At 52.2% G+C, this 17848-nt stretch carries 12 protein-coding genes; 4 read left to right on the top strand and 8 right to left on the bottom strand.

The genetic code is table 11. The features are described 5' to 3' along the window. Positions 1-14: 14 nt before the first annotated feature. The 5 genes from HACJB3_RS17620 to HACJB3_RS19850 form a co-directional block, all read right to left on the bottom strand. Positions 15-2606 carry a penicillin acylase family protein gene (locus tag HACJB3_RS17620; RefSeq protein ID WP_238532927.1) on the bottom strand — a complete coding sequence of 864 codons (2592 nt, stop codon included), beginning with the start codon at positions 2604-2606 and terminating at the stop codon, positions 15-17. 229 nt (positions 2607-2835) lie between these two features. Then, the gene (locus tag HACJB3_RS17615) at positions 2836-3063 is read right to left on the bottom strand and encodes a hypothetical protein (protein ID WP_008415340.1); all 228 of its coding nucleotides are present in this window, start codon (positions 3061-3063) and stop codon (positions 2836-2838) included. Between the two features lie 1736 nt (positions 3064-4799). Further along, positions 4800-5507: a hypothetical protein gene (locus HACJB3_RS19325; RefSeq protein WP_013199665.1), complete on the bottom strand. Its 708-nt coding sequence runs from the start codon at positions 5505-5507 to the stop codon at positions 4800-4802. A 176-nt stretch (positions 5508-5683) separates the two neighbouring features. Further along, a complete protein-coding gene (locus tag HACJB3_RS17605) occupies positions 5684-6439 on the bottom strand; it encodes a hypothetical protein (protein ID WP_008415343.1) in 756 nt (251 codons plus the stop codon). Continuing rightward, on the bottom strand, positions 6433-6639 hold the full coding sequence (locus HACJB3_RS19850; protein ID WP_148258283.1) for a hypothetical protein: 207 nt from the start codon (positions 6637-6639) through the stop codon (positions 6433-6435). Before HACJB3_RS19850 ends, HACJB3_RS17605 begins: the two co-directional genes overlap by 7 nt. 515 nt (positions 6640-7154) lie before the next feature. Between HACJB3_RS19850 and HACJB3_RS19315 the strand changes: the two genes are divergently transcribed. The 3 genes from HACJB3_RS19315 to HACJB3_RS19310 all read left to right on the top strand — a co-directional run bounded on the left by HACJB3_RS19315 (position 7155) and on the right by HACJB3_RS19310 (position 10993). After that, positions 7155-8363: an AlbA family DNA-binding domain-containing protein gene (locus HACJB3_RS19315; RefSeq protein WP_081461384.1), complete on the top strand. Its 1209-nt coding sequence runs from the start codon at positions 7155-7157 to the stop codon at positions 8361-8363. Positions 8364-8377: 14 nt separating this feature from the next. Then, on the top strand, positions 8378-8995 hold the full coding sequence (locus tag HACJB3_RS17595) for an amidase family protein (protein WP_081461383.1): 618 nt from the start codon (positions 8378-8380) through the stop codon (positions 8993-8995). 642 nt (positions 8996-9637) lie between these two features. Then, positions 9638-10993, top strand: a complete 1356-nt coding sequence (locus HACJB3_RS19310) for a polysaccharide deacetylase family protein (RefSeq protein ID WP_081461382.1) — start codon at positions 9638-9640, stop codon at positions 10991-10993. A gap of 125 nt (positions 10994-11118) precedes the next feature. Here HACJB3_RS19310 and HACJB3_RS17580 read toward each other — a convergent pair whose 3' ends face one another. Genes HACJB3_RS17580 through HACJB3_RS19995 form a run of 3 tightly spaced genes read right to left on the bottom strand, consistent with a single transcriptional unit; the run spans position 11119 to position 15127 of the window. After that, positions 11119-12927 (bottom strand): hydantoinase B/oxoprolinase family protein, encoded by a 1809-nt coding sequence (locus tag HACJB3_RS17580; protein ID WP_008415349.1) that lies wholly within the window; start codon positions 12925-12927, stop codon positions 11119-11121. Further along, positions 12924-14981 (bottom strand): hydantoinase/oxoprolinase family protein, encoded by a 2058-nt coding sequence (locus HACJB3_RS17575; protein ID WP_008415350.1) that lies wholly within the window; start codon positions 14979-14981, stop codon positions 12924-12926. Before HACJB3_RS17575 ends, HACJB3_RS17580 begins: the two co-directional genes overlap by 4 nt. After that, entirely contained in the window at positions 14978-15127 is a 150-nt protein-coding gene (locus HACJB3_RS19995; protein WP_158306598.1) for a hypothetical protein, read from the bottom strand. The genes HACJB3_RS17575 and HACJB3_RS19995 overlap by 4 nt, the downstream gene beginning before the upstream one ends. 655 nt (positions 15128-15782) lie before the next feature. On the opposite strand from HACJB3_RS19995, the gene HACJB3_RS17570 reads away from it, so the two are divergent. Beyond that, a complete protein-coding gene (locus tag HACJB3_RS17570) occupies positions 15783-17822 on the top strand; it encodes a primary-amine oxidase (protein ID WP_013199664.1) in 2040 nt (679 codons plus the stop codon). Positions 17823-17848 lie beyond the last annotated feature (26 nt).

The raw sequence follows: 17848 nt of genomic DNA, 5'->3' as shown, positions 1-17848 counted from the left end.
TTCGCTACTCTCTTTTAATCATCCGTGGCTTGTGGGGCGAGTTCGATTTTCTTCGTACAAGCGTCTTGAATAGCCTCACGGGTATAGAGTAGTGGGAAGTACTCACCGTTGACGAACATTTCGAGTAGGTTGTCGTAGAACGGGCTTTCAGGATCACCAGATTGACCAGGCACACTCATTGCCAGTGAATTATCCCATCCGCCAACATCGATAACCATCCGCCACGATGCGCCAGAGGTCAATTGGAAGTCATCGTTGTAGTTGGCGTTCCATACGGTGTACCCGCTTCCTCCCATTGGCTCTGGTCCAACGTTTAGCGATTCGGCAGCCTCTTCATCGACACCAGACGACATTGCATGCTCGAAGAACGCCTTCTTCAAGTCACCCCATGCCCACTCATCTCGATTCTCGCCAAGTAACTCCTCAACCTCATCAAGTGCATCAGCAAGTGTCGAAAGTAACAGCTCATCACGAGTGGCAACTGGATCATTGCCGAAGCGTTGCTCGGGCTCCTCAACTGCCTCAAGAAGGACGCGGACATCACCCGTCCCAATGTGATCAAACGCCTCTTTCCCGATGAGTTCAATGGTCACTGCTTCTTGGAGGTGCTTCTCGAACCAGACTTCTGCCAAGGCTGCCTCGCCCGAATCAGCATCAAGAACAGCATCCCACGCTGTAAGCCAGTCGCGAGCTTCGACCAACCGATCTTCATTCGGGTCGGTTTCAGCAAGCGCTTCGGTAATGATCCGAATGGGAATTGAGAGGAAATCCGTCTGAAGGTCAGTCGAATCCTCAAGCGAGTGCGTATTCTCCTCGTCAAATTCGCTGAGAACTTCTGCGATTCGCTGGTACCGATATGGCGCTACCCACTCAAAGCCGATTGGCGGATCGTCTACCGGATAGTCGTCAGGGAGATTGAAGTGGTTAGCGGTCGCAATCCAACCTCGATCAGGATTGACCTCTCGTGGTAGATTGGACTGATGTTGGTAGCCATCCCACTCATAGCGGCCGTCCCCAGGGACTGGTAGCAACCCATCCCAGTTGGGCCGAACGGGTGTTCTCCCGCCTGGGAACCATCCGATATTTCCATCCGTGTCGGCAGCAACTTGATTCTCCGGCGGCGCGCCCCATCCCTGCATGCCTGGTGTGAGTTCGCCCTCCATTGCGTCTTGGAACTCATCAATATTCTCAGCACGCATATATCCAATCCCACCGAAGTAGGCCGTCGTGCCGGGATCTGTCCAGACAGTTCGGACCGCGAATGCGATATTCTCGTCGGGATCCTCGTAAATCACCGGCCCATGTTGAGTGAACTTCAGTTCGACTTCTTGATCCTCGCCGTCTCTGATCTCGAACGTTTCCGTTTCCACGTCCATGGACTCCCAGTCGTCCTCGTAGCGGTACTCGTTTGGATCATCTGGGTTCGTCTCATAGACATACAGATCTTGCTGGTCGATATAGAAGATCGTGAGTCCGAACGCTGTATTCCCGTTGTGACCGATCGAAATCCCCGGAAGCCCCGGCTCGCCCGCTCCAATGACGTCAAATTCAGGGGAGCTGATATGCGCGATATATCGCAGTGAGGGAACGTTGTGAGCGCGGTGCGGGTCGTTCGCGAGAATCGGCCGCCCTGTTTCAGTGAGTTCGGGTCCGACCACCCAGTTGTTACTTGCAGATGGGATCTCCTCTTTCTCGTTCATCTGATCCGATTTGCCAGACGGATCCGTACCAGTCGAACCGCCACTGTTCGTGAGGACCGAGAGATCGTCAAGTACCTCGGGATTCCGAATGTCGTCCTCGTCGAATGAAACACTCGTATGGGACATGGTCGCCGCCTCAAAAACATCGAGAACATCTTCAGGAATGAGATCGAGATCGAGTCCATCCGGGATTTCGATTTCCCAATCTTCGGGGTTGAGCCACTGGCGGACCCGTTCGACATCCTCGCCGAACTCCCGGAGCGTGATCGCTCGTTGGACCTCACTTGAGACGTTGAGCGTAATCGCATGGACACGCATCCGAACGATGTCTTCTGGTTCCCAGCGTCGTGGTTCGTAATCGAGTGCCTTGAACTCGACTGGCAGCAGATCAGAATTCTCTTCGGTTTGATCGATGAACGCGTTAACGCCGTTGGCAAACCCGGTGGCGATAGTTTCTGCATCGGGCCCGTAGGCGTCCCACTCCTCATCGATATCACCGCGATAGCTGAAGAGGTGCGCACCACGATCGTGCTCGATCCATTCCTCACCAAATACCTCGGACAGTTCGCCTGACGAACGCCGGCGCCAAAGATCAATCTGCCAGAGGCGATCGCGCGCAGCGTTGAATCCCTGTACGAACGCGACGTCTTGGACATCCTCGGCGTACATGTGGGGCACACCCCACTGATCGACGAGAATCTCCGCGGATTCTTTTAATCCCTCGACTTCGTAACAGATTGAGTCGTGCTTCTCTGGCGTGTTTTTGGTGGCAGCAGCGGCCAACCCCCCCAGCTGGATCGCTCCGAGCGTACCGGCAGTAAGTCCGCCGAATGCACGGCGTGAGAGTGGCCATGTGCCGAGTTGATCTGCTTCTCTCCCCTGTTGAGATGAGTTATCATCTGCCATGTGGAGGTGAAACATCTTACGCTAACTACAAATAGATTTTTCGTATCATCTGCTCATTAAGCACCCGTAATAATTACATCCGTCTTGTTAGTTAGTTGCAATTATGTATGTGTATGAGTTAGTTCTCAGAAAGTCGCTTCTCAGCGATAGCCACAAGCCTCCTGTCCTAGTATTCCATCTGTTTGATCACGTCTTTTTCCAGTTCATTATTTAGACTGTATCCGTTCATCTAATCAGAGATTTCTGGTCGACCGCCGGCCCGATAGTAGTCAAGAATCGCTGCGTAACTGTCTTGCCGGCTCGCAGCGTCCGCGAGTGCATCCATGTCCTCTTGTTCAGCAACGGAGAGGACGGCCTGCCTATCGAACATATCGACCTCTCCACTCTGACGAATTGTTTCGAATTGCCGGATCGCTTCCTCGGTAGGTGTGTGTGGATCAGTATCGTGGTTGACCATGGGATTGTATATCTGTGATTGGAGATAAAGTTAATTAATTGACGTTAGTGGGTGGTATCTAGATCACCCTTTTTGGACGGAAATAGTCGGGAAGCAGGCCGCTGATTCATTAGCCAACATTTCAGAGACTATCGACATCGTCGAGCTTCAAGGCAGAGGCCGTATCTTCGGCGTCAAGCGATGCCGGCCATGGTGTTCACGAGTTGTTGGCCCACTGCTGCTCAAAAACAATAGGACTTTTAACCAGTGTGAAGGGTGAATGATATGTCATCTGAGACATACGATTCCGGTGGAACGGTGTCTTGGTGACGTTTCCGTTTGCACCAGTATTTGGCATCAATGAGAAACAACGCTACTCGTTCGCTGCTACTCCCAATTGTCCGGGACTGGTTATAGGGGGATCGCGGCGCACGAAAGAAGCTGATAAGCGTCCACATAACACAGGCTGCGAGCGCCCTGGCAGCGGAAAACGTCATACCAAGTGTTGCAAACGTGAACGCGTAGACTCCGCCAATAAGCATCGACGGAGCACTTGTTGCGAGTGGAACTTGAGCGTCCGAATCACGAAGTGTTGGAGCAAGAAATACGATCGAGAGACTACTGCCGATCATGAAAATAAGATCTTGCCACATCATGGTTGGATCTTGTTTGGGATAGTGGGGTGCTCTCGATTGTCCATCGGGCTCCATTCTGCCAGCGATAAATAAGTGTCTTCTGATTGAATCATTAACTAATCTTTACACAGAGGGTCTGTAGTGTCCGATAAGAACTGTTATTACACCACATATGATAGTATAACTAGAGGATTGCTTCTGGGTACTCGAGATCACGTACAGCAAACGAACGACGCCGTACAACTGTTTTCTCTTCGTTCATAAGGACTATTACACGTGCGATAATCCGGTCGACAGCGAGGCGGTGGAATCTACGTATCGAAGAGTACGAACCAGCGGCTAGGACGAATACAACGAGACGCCGTGGTTTGCTAGTGGGTGGATAGGTTACTTGTCTATTGGAGGATCGAATGCCGCATTCACACTGACTTCATGAATTGGGATTGGTCCGTAGCCATGCTCTTCGAACCAGGCTTGTGCAGTTTCGGCAGCATCTCGTGTCCGATAAAGCGTCTGCTGCTCACCACTGTATTGTGGAATTTTCACGAGATACATCGATTCTGGAGGGGTAGGGGCGTCCACACAATCCCTTGCCGTGCACGATCTTAGCTATCTCGATACCTTCGTTTGAGAGCTACCATGTTGAAAAATACAGAGGAACACTAGTGAGGATTCAACTACCCTGGCGTGAACGCCGGACTTGACGTGAACTCCCGTTCAGGCCGAAATATCGGCAGACGTAAATCCGTCATTCACGTTCAACGTTCCCAATGTCAAGACTAGTTGATGGTTGGCCCGTCGACGGACCATTGTTGTGCCGGGCTCCGAATTACCCGCTGCGGTCGATAGTGATGACCTGATTTTCGATTGTGTATCTCTCGGCGCTGCTAGTGCAGTTCTGACCTTGTGCAACAAAACGACTCCTCTGAGAGAGATCGTTGCACAAGGTCGGTTCTGATCACACCGTGGTGTGATATACTTCCGAAGATAGAATCGACGAAACCGTTTTTCCTCCCTTTACTACTACTATAACGGGAGGAGGCTGCTCGGAGTTGTAACTAGGACGGGAGGGCGTACCCGGGGTGGTTGGTTCAAACTATGCTCCCTGTTGTTGTCCCGTTGTTAGGACATCACGTCTTCTGCGGGGGGTTGCTCAATATCCCGGTCACAACGATCGTGATAGCGGTCGGCCGCCTCCTCATCGATGACGACGAGCTTCTTCCCGCGACGCTTGGTTTGCTCAACGTCGTCTTTCCCCAGCTTCTCGAGGAAGTTCATGACACGGGCCACAGTTTGGGTGTGAGGCTTCGACCCTTCGGCGGCAGTGATGACCTTCGCGATCGTCTGACTATCGAGCACGAGCCCAGCAGGTGCCTTCTCGGCGTAATCCTGTACGTCCTGTGCGATGAAGCGAGCACGTTTTTGATTGGTCGTGAGCTCGCGATTGGCGACGTGCTCGGGAAGCGTACAGATGCGTTCTAACGGTGTCTCCGTAGTCGTGGTCTGGGAGCCAGTCTCCTCGGCGGCAACGGTGGTGGTCTCCGTGGGCGTCTCCTGGAGCGTTGTTTCTAACTCTTGGATCTGGTCTTCGACGTCGGTGATCCGGCCGCGAACGTCAGCAAATTCCGAGCCGGCAAAACGCTTGTACTCGGTGAGCTCCGCTTCCAGCTCCTCAATCCGGTCGTCTTTGCGATTAAGTTCGGCCTCGAGTTCTTCGACCCGATTGGTGAGCGCTTCGAGTTGTTCGGAGATGGACTCGAGCGTTGGTTCCTCGGTCGTCGCAGGCTGGTCGGTGGCGGTGCTCTCGGTACTCGTTGTGGGTTCAGTCATTAGAAATGCGGTGTGTCGCAAGTGAGACGATCGGACCCGTCTCGTGGCTGGCGAACGATCCGAACGCGTGGCTGCGTGGCCGTACCTACACTCAAGACAAGGACTGGGACAGGCAGGGCTCTCGATGGGCGTGCAGCGCTGGCGCTGTGTGAGAGCCCGCCCATTGCTGGCGCGGGTTACTCCTGGCTTTGGTGGAGCTGTGTGCGAGCGCCCGTGCGTGTGGCCGGACTGGTGGCGCGCTGGGTCTGGGTGATTACAGGGTCGCCGTCGGGATCAGTCTCCTCGGCGGCGTCAGTGGGATCACCCGTACAGGCCCGGACGTGTTGGGGCCACGCGCTCATCCCAACCTGAACGTTGCAGTGGGGACAGGGCTGGGTTGCCTGTTCGCCCTCGCGGGCGATCTGGCAGTTCCCGCATTGGCGGGCTGTGCTTGCCTCGGCTTCCGCGAGTGGAACGGGCGTGTACTGGGCGTCGCTAGTGCAGTTACACAGCGGCTGACCCTCCCCGTCGTCGATGTGATAGACGGCGCTGGCGGGGTTCTGGATGTGCGTGTCCCGGAGGAGTGCTGTCGGAGGGTCTTCGTTGTGGGCTTCGGCAGTACCTTGGCTCGGGGCGCTTGTGTCGAGTGTTATGATTTCGCCGAGTGTCGGGAACTCGCTTTGGGTGCGAACGTCCAGCGTTCGGGTGAGCCGGGTTTGGAGGAGGTGTTCGCTCAGGCCGAGTGTCGGGCTGGTAAGTTCCTCGGGGGTGCACTCACGACAGTAGCAGCGTTCGATGGCGAACGTGGGGGCGTCTTCTTCGCGAGCGACGTAGATCGTGACCTGTTCGCCTTCTCTAAGGACTCGGTTGCAGGCGGTGCACTCGGGGTTGGTGTCGGAGAGGCGCGCGCCGGCGAACAGTTGGGTACTGTTGGTGGGGATTTCGGTCAGCATCGCTCGGCCACCTCACACTCGGCGGCGTGGAAGGTCTCGCGGTGGAGATCCTGCTCGCGGATGGATTCGCGATTGCAGGCCTCGCAGCGCCAGTAGGTAGTGGCGTTGGCGACTGTCGGGGGTTCGTGGTGGGGACCGGTGATTCGGTTTGGTTGTTCGGAGGCGATACTGTTTTCTGCTGTTGAGTTGCTAGTGCTCATTGCTGGTTATCCAGCACGAGAGGTCGGTGTCATCACCACCGGCCTCAGAGATTTCTGAGGCATCCCGTGCTCAGTTGTGTCTACGAATCATGCTTACTTAACCCTTAGGGTCTATGGGATATAGAACAAGGATTATACACTAAGCCATTGCCTCTTTAGGTGCAGGTAGATTAATCCTATCTGAGATCGAATGCTCAGCGATGATGATTTAGGGCCGGCGGATGAGGCGCTACTCGATATGCTAAGTGAGGGTCGAGTCACTGCACCGTATGCAGCCGATGAAACTGGATATAGCCTCCAATATGTTCGGGATCGGCTCGGTCGATTAGTTGAGCACGGAAACGTACGTAAGCTGTATGAAGGATTATACGAACTCGCCGAAGACCCGAGATCTTGACTCCTTCAAAGCAGTAATGACCGGCTTCACGGCCGTTCTCAATGTCGATAGAAGATGATGATTCTGACGTCCGTGTAGTAGGTAGTCTCTTGTGAGTAGATGTTAACTTGTCTATTAAATGCGTCTTGAGCAAGAAACGAAACGATTAGTAGAACGATTTGCTTCAGAGCCAGGGATCGAATCCGAAGAATTCGACTGTAAATCGAAGGAGATAATTGAGAGTTCGAACGGTAGAAAAAAACTCGTAAAGGTGCTCTCAGCGATGGCTAACCAAAACGGAGGAATGGTGGTTATTGGCGTTAGGAAAGTATCGAACAATAACCTGCTTATTCAGGGGTTCTCAGTTGATTCAGAGGTTGTTCAACACATTACCCACTCCGCACTCGAATACACAATTCCACCTATCTCTAACTTATTAGATATCAATTTTATTGAGTATTCGGGTAAACGTCTCCTTCGTATTGACGTGGGTAAAGCTCGAGAGAAACCCGTCCAATTCAAAGAAAACGGGGATTATGTTCCTTGGATTCGCGTTGGAGATGGGATGGATGAAATGACTAGCGACCAGATTCTGGCATTCTTCCAAGCTCGTGAACGCGAGGAATACAGTTTGTTCTCCTCTGAAATCGAACATCGCGTTAACGTCAAGCTCGATATCGATTTACAAGAAGATGTACCCTCGCTTCAGTCTCCTTCAAATTGGTTGATTACAACATCGGAGGGGCCGTCAATGGTCGTCTTTGGAGAAGCAGGCCTCTCTCACGACTTCGGAAAGTCTGTCCTCTATCACGTAGAGGAGCAAGTTCACGCATCATCTCCTGAGGAAATATCGGAAATATTTGATGTGCTGGAACAAACCACCGGTATTAGCCTGCTTCCTTCACGAGTAGGCTACGCAATTAAACTGGGCGACCGCCAAGTGATAGGTCGAGGGCATCGCTGGTTCGTTGAGGACTTGGAAAAAATCGCTGATACAATAGAGCTGTTAGAAGCGTCTCACGGAGAAGAACCCATCTCCGATGTCTCTAGTAACCCATCTCCTACTGCGGTAGCCTATGTGAGTTGTGCTGCAGGTATCTTTTGGATCGAAACCCAATGGCAAGGAGACCAGTTTTCAAAAACAAAATGTGGTTTTGTGTTTACTGACATTCCATTTGACGATAGTGGCTACCAATCGTTCTTTACAAGCCTAGACAGGCGGCCCGAGGTGTATGAACAACGTCGAGGTTTACAAATGCTTACAATAGCAGGCGATTCCCAATATCTCAGACAACCTGAAATCATTGATATCTTGCAATATGATATCAGTATGGGACAATTCCGGTAGCGCTCACCCAGGACATGGTTGGACCGATCACTCAATCGGTTACTGATGCTGCAAGAATGCTCGACGTTATCGCTGGGTATGATCCAGAAGATCCGTCAACCGCGAAAGGGGTCGAACATATTCCCGATAGCTACACGGATTATCTCAATCCGACTGGCTTGGACGGTGCCCGGATCGGTATTCTTCGAACCGTTTTCAGTAGCGGCCCTGAATCCGACCCAGTCGTTGAAGTCGCTGAAGAGGCTATTGGTGACCTCAAAGCATTGGGCGCGAAAACGATTGAGGTCGATGCAGAGATCGATGTCGATGAACTGATTGACTCGTTCTACGTGGGGAACTTCGAGCAACAAGAGCGGTTCAACGAGTATCTCGATAGTCTTGGATCAGGAGCCCCAATCGAGACGTTCGAAGACTTCGTTGAGGCCGACGAATATCACGAGTCGCTCGAATCCGGATTACAGGCTGCATTAGAAATCGAATCGCCAACGGATGAACCGGAGTATTTCAAACGGCTCTACCGCCGAAATCAGTTCATAGAACGATTGTATGACATTATGGCCGCAGATGAGCTGGATGCGTTTTTCTTCCCGCATCAAAAACAGCTTGTTGCCGAGATCGGCGACGATCAGTAGGTCGGAATGGGTTCTTGAGTTCAGGAACGGGCTTCTCCTCAATCACTGTGCCGGGCGGATTTTCGGAAGGCGGGGTGCCTATCGGTATGGAGTTCCTCTGCCGACCATTCGACGAACCGACGCTTCTGGAGGTTGCATATGCGTATGAGCAGGGAACACAGCATCGCCAGCCACCGGAGGAGTTCGGCCCGGTAGCGGAATAATTCTGTAGATGACGTAATTCGGCAATCATCTGTATATGTTAGATGATTACTATATAGATGAGGAAAGCGAATACAGCCAATCTTCATTCGTACTATAACAATCCCGAATTTGATAAATAATTAATATTATAGAAACTCAGTTTTATTGTCATGGATTAAGATGTGACTCCATGGGTCGAGATACAGCAAGCGACGATAACCCAACAAATAATCAGCGACATCCGAGCAGCAGATATGTCGAAGGGAATACGTTCTCAGAAACAATCGGAACACTCGCTGGTATTGCTACGACAGTCATTGAGTCGGTAAATACCGAAATAACCGGAGATCAGCAGACCATTCCGAGGTATCCATATCGGCGTTCAATCTCGTTCTTGGGGCCACGTGCATACTCTGAGGTTGAGAATTCAGTACTCACCGGTGGAGAGGTGAAATTGACATGAGCAACACTGATCAGTCCGAAGAAAGAGACTCCAACGGTACTACTCGACGATCGTTCCTTGGCGGAATTGGTGTGAGTTCGGGTACCCTCCTGTTTGGGACACAATCCAACGTTGGTCTATTCTCCGACCTAAAATCGAAGCGTAATAGAGACACACAAATCCTGAAGAGACCGTCTGATTCACGCACACGGTGGCAATACGCTGGTTGGATGAAGGACAGCTTTGAGAACCTCTCCGAGTGGGATGTAGTGGCAGGATCAATGACTGCGGATACGTCAACATCACATGTTGGAGATCAAGCAGCGAAACTCTCCACATCCGGCAAAGAAGTGCGGATTGAGACATCAATTTCCTCAACTAACTTCAGTAACTACGATGTATCGATCGCTGCCAAACTAAAGGAATCAAACGCCGATATTGAGGTCCGTCTGTGTGATAGTCACGGAGAGTACGTAGTATACCGAAGCCCGCTGCGGGCGAATGACGGATGGTTACAGTCGAATATGGGTGTTTCCAGCGAGACATCAGACGTGGATATTACCGATATACAAACAATTCAGGTTCAGTTCATCGCAGAAAATGAAGGTATAGAGGGGTGGGTAGACAATCTCCGTTATCATCCAAAACCAGATGGTGCTCAGTGTGTACTGACATTTGATGATAGCACTATCAGCCACTACGAAAAAGCATATCCCATTATGCAAGAATTCGGATTTAGTGGCTTCGCTAGCCTTCCGACATATTACCATGAGAACGATGCCCAATTAGATATGATGTCGGGCGTAGCCGAGACAGATCAAGACCCCATGACGGTTGATCAAATGAGGGAACTGCAGAGACAGGGATGGGAGTTCGGATCTGAGATGAAAACTCACTCCCAGACTGCAGATCTCTCGGAGGAAGAGGTTCGTGAGGAAGTAAGAGATTCAAAGCAATGGTTGGTCGAGAATGAATTTATCGGAAACGTGCCAGCTATAACATATCCATATGGAAGTCATGACGAGACAGTTCTCGATATCACCGCTGGATATTATGGGATGGGGCGGATCGTTGATGATACCTTGAATCGTGCTACTCTGACAAATCCGCTCCACATTAGTGGGCACAGTGTATATTCTGATAATATTTCACGTACCAAGGAGCTCATCGATTTAGCCGTGAAACACAATCAAACAGCAGTGCTCAATTTCCATGGATTGGATGAGTATGGCTGGCAACCGGGCGGCGAAATGAGTTCTAGTGATTTCCGAGAGGTTTTAGAGTATCTCTACAACAAGGGGCCAAGTAGTATTCCAACCGTCTCATATTCGAACTGGTGGAATAATCTAGATCAATTACATAGCAACGTGTAGATAATACTGTTTGCTTCTCTACTCAGATTTGCATATGATTAGTTGATGAGTGAATAGAGAGAGTGTTAATATCATTTATAAATACATCACTCAAATCCACAAACATACTTGTAGCGGTTCAACGCCTACTCAGAGCGCGATCCGTCAGCCGTCCCACCTCCGTCTGTGGTAATGTCCGCCGTGTCCGCATCTGATGCCATGTTAACCCCATACTGTTCGCGCGCAGCAGGTGGGGAGACAAAGCCTTCTTCAACGTCCTCTTGGACCATGGCCCGAGAGCGGTCCTCTGGATCGCCATAGCCACCTCCACCCGGACTCCGAATACACACACGGTCTCCTTCCGTGACTTTCACATCGGCAAACTTGCTCGGTGAATCCGTGCCAAACGCCTCGTCAAAGGTCCGGAACTCGTCGTCATCGGAGCGCTCGACGGTGATCGAACTCTTCCCGCCTTTCTCGCCGCCCTTGAGTCCCCATGGGGCGTTCTTCATCCTATCGAACAGGGCCGAGACCGTAATTTGAGGAGCGCGAGCCTCGACGATACGCTCGATTCCAAGGCCACCACGGTATTCGCCAGGTCCGCCGGAATCCTGTCTGAGCTCGTACTTCTTCGTCAGCCATGGATACCGTGTCTCAAACACCTCTACTGGTGTGTTCCGACAGTTACCATTGACAACGATAACCGAGTCATTCCCGTCGCCGTAGGGGCGACCGCCCCATCCCATTCCCTCGAGATGATAATTGACGTAGGGCTCGCCTGTGTCGGGGTGTTCGCCGCCAAACAGGAAGTTCATACATGTCGATCCATCAGCTGCGGCCACCTTGTTCGGAAGCGGCTCCGCCATCGCCCGGTATATCGTGTCAACCATTCGGGGATGCGTTTCCGTATTGCCACCGACCTCGGGTTTTGGGTAGTCCACGTTCGCAATCGTTCCAGGAGGTGCGATGACGTGAATCGGCTCGTAGGACCCCTTGTTCACCGGCATATCCCCTTCGCCGTCGTACAGCTGAAGAATAGCGTTCCAAGTGGCTGAACTTGTTACGCCGAAGGTGGCATTGATCGGACCGTCGGTTTGGTCGTCCGTGCCGTTCCAGTCAGCGATGACCTCGTCATCGCGGATCTCCATGTTCACGTGGAGCTTGAATGGACCATCGTTGATCCCGTCATCATCCATGTAGTCTACTCCCTCATAGGTACCGTTAGGAATGGACTCGATGAACGACCGCATCCGCCGCTCAGAGTAGGTCTGTACATCTTCGATAATGTCCGTGAATTCCTCGTCACCGTACCGACCGACTAGCTCTTCAAGCCGCTCTTGGCCGAGGTCGACGCTGCTGATCAACGCACGCAAATCGCCATAAGTGACCCGCGGCGTCCGGACGTTGTTGAGGATGATCTTCCAGATACTCTCGACATCTTCACCACCCTCGATGATCTTCACTGGAGGCAATCGATATCCTTCTTGGAACACTTCGGTCGCGTCGGCGGCGAATCCTCCCGGCGTCTTCCCACCTATCTCGGCCATGTGTCCAATACTTGCCGCGAATCCGACAAGCTCCCCGTCGACGAAGGCCGGTTTCATTACGAAGTGTTCTGGGATGTGACAACCACCTCGGTAGGGATCGTTGTGCAACACTACGTCACCTGGGGTGAATGCATCCTCTCCCAGTTCCTCAACGCACCATTCGACGATGAATGGCATCGCCCCGATTTGTGCGGGACAGAACTCTGCCTGACCAATCATTTCTGCATCAGCGTCGAAGACAGCACACGAGAAGTCTAGCCCCTCGTTGAAGATCGGTGAGTAGGCCGTGTTCTTCAAATTGATCCCCATCTCACGGCAGATGGAGACTAGGTTCTTCGAGACCGTGTTGAGGGTGACCTGGTCAGTCGTGATCTCGTTCGTCTCGTTTTCGGTAGTTGTGTCTGTCATCGGTCGTCCTCCAGTTCGATGAGAATGTTTCCATAGGTGTCCGTCTCAAACGTTGCACTCGGTGGAACGACCGTCGTTGCGTCCGTGTCTTCAATGATCGCGGGGCCGTCAGCAACTGCATTCTGCCCGAGCTCGTCGCGGTCGTAGATGTCGGTCACCACGTTTCCGGTCTCCTCGAAATAAACTTCTCGTGTCTCCTTGGCCGTCGAGTCCCTCTCAGGAAGCTCTTCGAGGGGTGGTGATTGACGGGGTTGCTGTGCTGTGGCCTTGAACGAGATGATCTCGATAACCTCGTCTGTGTTCTGGAACCCGTAGAGGTGTTCGTGCCGTTGATGAAACCAGTCGAAGAGTTCCGTAAGATTCTGCTCGGTCACCTCATCGAATCCGACTGGGACCTCAATTTCGTAGTTCTGACCGAGGTAGCGCATCCCCATGGCCATCGTCACGTCGGTCTCGCCGTCAAATCCTTCCTGTTCAAGATCCGTGATCGCACGCCGTGTGAGTGATTCGAATAAATTCTCGATCTGTTCGAGGTCGTACTGATCCGACCGCATTGCCATGGTCTGCTCGTAGTCGACACGACCATCAGCCATCACGAGTCCCGTCGCGCTCGCTACACCTGGATGAACTGGGACAACGATATTTGAGATACCGGACTTCCGGGCGAGTTCTGCGGCGTGAAGTGGCCCTGCACCCCCGAAGCTCACCATTGCGAACTGCTGTGGATCGTGTCCGCGTTCGACGAGCTCAGCCGAGAGCGCGTTGTACATATTGTTGTTCGTGATCTGCAGCACGCTCGCGGCGGCTTCCTCAGCGGACATTTCAATCTTGTCGCCGAGTTCCTCGAGCGTCTTGTACGCAGCCTCCTCGTCTAGATCAAGCTTACCACCGAGGAAGAAGTCCGGGTTGAGCCGGCCCAGTACCAGATGTGCGTCAGTGACGGCCGGGTTAGTCCCACCGCGGCCGTAACACGCTGGGCCGGGCTGTGCGCCTGCGCTTCGCGGCCCGACGTTGAGTAACCCACCCTCGTCGATCCAGGCGATCGACCCGCCCCCTGCCCCAATAGTCGCAATATCGATCATGGGAACGTTGATCGGCAGGCCGAACTCGAGCTCAAAGTTAGTGGTATAGTTCTGTTCTCCATCGGTCAGTATCGAGAGATCGCAGCTAGTCCCTCCCATGTCGATGCTGACCATGTCATCAAAACCAAAGCTCGATCCGAAGTAACGTGCGCTGACGACTCCGCCGGCAGGCCCGGATGTGATCGTGTGAACGGGGTTTTGTCTCGCGGCATCCGGGAACATCACACCCCCATTGGATTTCATTATCGCCGTATTAGTGATGTCGCGGTCGTCCATTCGGTGCTCAAACTCATCGATGTACGATTGCATGTCCGGCTTGAGATACGAATCGGCGAGTGTCGTACTCGCGCGCTCGTATTCTCGCCACTTCGAATAGACTTGGTGGGAGAGCGAGACCGTCGCATCCGGATTCTCGTCAAAAATAATCTCCTGTGTTCGCTGCTCGTGCTCCGGATTTACATATGAGAACAGGAATATCACCGCATACGTGTCGATCCCCTGTTCCGAGAGTTCTCGGACGGTCTCTCGGAGCCCCGCCTCGTCAAGCGGTTCGAGAACCTCACCTTTGTAGTTCACCCGCTCAGTGATCCCATGACAGTTCTTCCGCTCGACCAGCGGTTCTGGCTTATCCCACCGGAGATCGTAGTGATCCTTCCGGTTGATCCGCTGGATGAACGGTACGTCGGTGAAACCGTCAGTCGTGATGTAGCCGATCTCAGCCCCTGTCCGTTCTATAAGCGCATTCGTAGTGACCGTTGTTCCGTGGATTAGTTGCGAGACCGCATCTGTTTCATTTGTGATCGTTGACTCGTCAATACTGTTGACAACCCCGTCGATTGGATTCTGCGGTGTTGAAGACGTCTTGGTTATGGTGAGTGTGCCGCTTTCTTCGTCGATCGAGACGAAGTCGGTGAATGTCCCACCAGTATCGATTCCGACGCGATAGCGAGCTGGTGTTTTTGTATTGTTCATTCGGAATCACCTTCTCGACGGCGGTACTCCTCGACGCACCACTCCGAGCACACAGTAACACCGTCAATTTCGTGGTCGGTAACGAACATCTTCTTCCCACAGAGGGCGCATTTCGTGCCGGTCTCAGCGTAGTCTGTGTAAGTCATATCATACCACTGTAGCGGATAATACCTGTTTCAGGTCCACTCTGTATAAACTTATCTAATAAGAAACAAGACAAGAGTAGTATAAAGGCTATTTAGTCGAACAGCGATTATTCCTAGAAGATATGTTAGTACCGCTCAAGATCATCCCAGACAATAATGGAGTAATGTTTTTGACGCCATATTTACAGTGGTCGGTAACTCGGCGATCAGATGAGAGTTCTATTTCAAGAAACTCCATTAGCACTTGGAGAACAACATTGTAGTGACGATCTCGCGATTTGATTGTTGCTACGATTCCTCACTGTACCCCATGACCGGAATCCGGGTAGATTCGATCTCCAAATTGTCGGGACGGCGTCCTACCAGCAGTATCAAACGATACTCAATGTCCGCCGTTGGGGGGAGCGTATCTGTTGAACAAACAGACAATGGTTACTTCTCCAAGAGAGTCTACCTTGTGCAACATCCTATCCGAGAAACAATTTGTTGCACAAGATTCACTGCCTCCAAGAATCCTCGTCCTTACTACCCTCGCATACGCCTACCGTAAACCGATATACCTTGATGACGATATTATCCGCTCTTACCCCCACGCCTCGATCGACTCTACTCTGTACAGTAAACTTATATTGGTTCCTGTTAACACGACTGTAGAATGGCATCTGATGACACCTATCCGAATCAGCATCCCCTGGACCCACTGACTCCAACAGAAATCGAACAGGCTCGAGAGATTGTCGATCAGGGTACGGAGGTGACTGATGAGACACGGTTCATTGAAATCACTCTCGCGGAACCACCAAAGAACGCATTACGAGAATTCGAACAAACAGGCACCTCCCCTGTACGGCAGGCACGAGTAATCGTCCGCGATAAAGACGCGCAACGTTCGTACGAGGGGACCGCTTCGCTAGATGACGGAGATCTTATCGAGTGGACCGAAATCGAACGCGGACAGCCCCGGATGATCGGTGAAGAATTCGTTGAAGTCGAGGAGACTGTCACGTCCAACGCGGAATTCCGTGAGGCAGTGCAGAAACGAGGTGCCGATCCAGATCTTGCGATTGTTACTGCTTGGTCCGCCGGCTACGATTTTGTACCCGAGGATATTGATCGAAGCCGGCGACTCGCACATGGTATCGCATGGGTAAATGCTACCGATGACGATGAAGGGGCAGAAGCATATAACCGACCGCTATCAGGCATTCACGCGTGGGTTGATCTCGACGATCGCGAAGTAATCAAGATCGTCGATACCGGACCGAAGAATACGGACGTCGTGAACAACTTGAAGACTCACTACTACCGAGAAGACAAACGAGACCTCCGAGACGATCTCAAGCCCTACAACGTCGTCCAACCTGAGGGACCAAGTTGGGAGGTCGATGGGAATACCGTCGAATGGCAAAAGTGGCACATCCGCGTCGGATTCAATCACCGTGAAGGACTCGTTCTCTATAATGTCGCATATGATGATGACGGAGAGGAACGATCGATCCTCCGACGGGCGTCATGGCCCGAGGTCGTTACAGCATATAACGATTCGGATCCGGACCATGATTGGAAGGCACCGTTTGATGTTGGCGAGTACGGGATTGGTCGTCTCGCAAACTCGCTGACGGAGGGGTGTGACTGCCTCGGCTATATGCACTACTGGGATGCTCTCCTTAATGATGGTGATGGTGAGCCGCAAGTGATTCCCAATGCGATCTGTCTGCATGAGGAAGATTATGGGACTCTCTGGCGACACCATGATTGGCGTGTTGACGACGACGAAGTCCGTCGGAACCGGCGGTTAGTAATTTCATTCATCTCAACGATTGGGAACTACGATTTCGCGTTTTACTGGTATTTCTATCAGGATGGGAGCATCGAGGGACAGGTACGACTCACTGGGTGTAACGCAACTGGGTTACTCGAGACAGACCAACAGGAAACCGGGTATGCGGAAATGGTGGGTCCTAGTCACAAGTCAATGCTACACCAACACGTGTTCAACTGCCGGTTGGATTTCGAACTTGACGGCCGGAGAAACACAGTCCGTGAAGTGAACCTCAAATCTGTGGATTATGGGCCGGACGGATATGACCCAACACCCCATGCAGAGAGTGATCGAATGCGGCTGAACCCACACGGCAACGCCGCGTACGTAGAGCGAACGCGTTTCGAACGTGAAAAGGATGCCCAACGGATGACGAACACACACAGCGGGCGTTACTGGGAAATCATCAACGAGGATGTGCTGAACGAGGCAACGGCCAGTCCAGTTGGATATCGATTACGAGGTAAATCAGGGACGAACACGGCGTTTGCAATGCAACCGGGTTCATCAATGGCGAAACGAGCTGGGTTTGCGATGAATCATCTCTGGGTTACACAGCACGCTGACGATGAGATCTACCCTGCAGGCGAATATCCAAATCAAAATCCTGGCGGGGAGGGCCTCCCTTCGTGGACTGCTGAAAATCGATCCATTGCGAACGAGGACATCGTCGTCTGGTACAATATGTGCCAGACACACGTTGGAGTCCCAGAAGATTGGCCAGTTCTCCCTGTGAAAATGCTCTCATTCAAGTTAGAGCCGGCAGGGTTCTTCGAAGAGAATCCATCGATCGACGTCCCGCCGGAACACGCAATCAAGAACGTTGAGCACTGGAAGACGGAAAATCAAGAGTCGATGGACTTCGATGGTTGATTATCTCTAAGCCGAGCACCTGATCT

Origin of the sequence: Halalkalicoccus jeotgali B3 (assembly GCF_000196895.1) — an archaeon.
In the GTDB taxonomy this organism is placed as follows: Archaea; Halobacteriota; Halobacteria; order Halobacteriales; family Halalkalicoccaceae; genus Halalkalicoccus; species Halalkalicoccus jeotgali.
This window is presented reverse-complemented; position numbering and strand designations above follow the sequence as displayed.

Bases quoted from the DNA above. Each gene is read 5' to 3' on its own strand.
- HACJB3_RS17595 (WP_081461383.1), top strand. From the start codon at position 8,378: ATGGTTGGACCGATCACTCAATCGGTTACTGATGCTGCAAGAATGCTC.
- HACJB3_RS19995 (WP_158306598.1), bottom strand. From the start codon at position 15,127: ATGACTTACACAGACTACGCTGAGACCGGCACGAAATGCGCCCTCTGT.
- HACJB3_RS17605 (WP_008415343.1), bottom strand. From the start codon at position 6,439: ATGCTGACCGAAATCCCCACCAACAGTACCCAACTGTTCGCCGGCGCG.
- HACJB3_RS19850 (WP_148258283.1), bottom strand. From the start codon at position 6,639: ATGAGCACTAGCAACTCAACAGCAGAAAACAGTATCGCCTCCGAACAA.
- HACJB3_RS17570 (WP_013199664.1), top strand. From the start codon at position 15,783: ATGGCATCTGATGACACCTATCCGAATCAGCATCCCCTGGACCCACTG.
- HACJB3_RS17615 (WP_008415340.1), bottom strand. From the start codon at position 3,063: ATGGTCAACCACGATACTGATCCACACACACCTACCGAGGAAGCGATC.
- HACJB3_RS19325 (WP_013199665.1), bottom strand. From the start codon at position 5,507: ATGACTGAACCCACAACGAGTACCGAGAGCACCGCCACCGACCAGCCT.
- HACJB3_RS19310 (WP_081461382.1), top strand. From the start codon at position 9,638: ATGAGCAACACTGATCAGTCCGAAGAAAGAGACTCCAACGGTACTACT.
- HACJB3_RS17620 (WP_238532927.1), bottom strand. From the start codon at position 2,606: ATGGCAGATGATAACTCATCTCAACAGGGGAGAGAAGCAGATCAACTC.
- HACJB3_RS17580 (WP_008415349.1), bottom strand. From the start codon at position 12,927: ATGACAGACACAACTACCGAAAACGAGACGAACGAGATCACGACTGAC.
- HACJB3_RS19315 (WP_081461384.1), top strand. From the start codon at position 7,155: ATGCGTCTTGAGCAAGAAACGAAACGATTAGTAGAACGATTTGCTTCA.
- HACJB3_RS17575 (WP_008415350.1), bottom strand. From the start codon at position 14,981: ATGAACAATACAAAAACACCAGCTCGCTATCGCGTCGGAATCGATACT.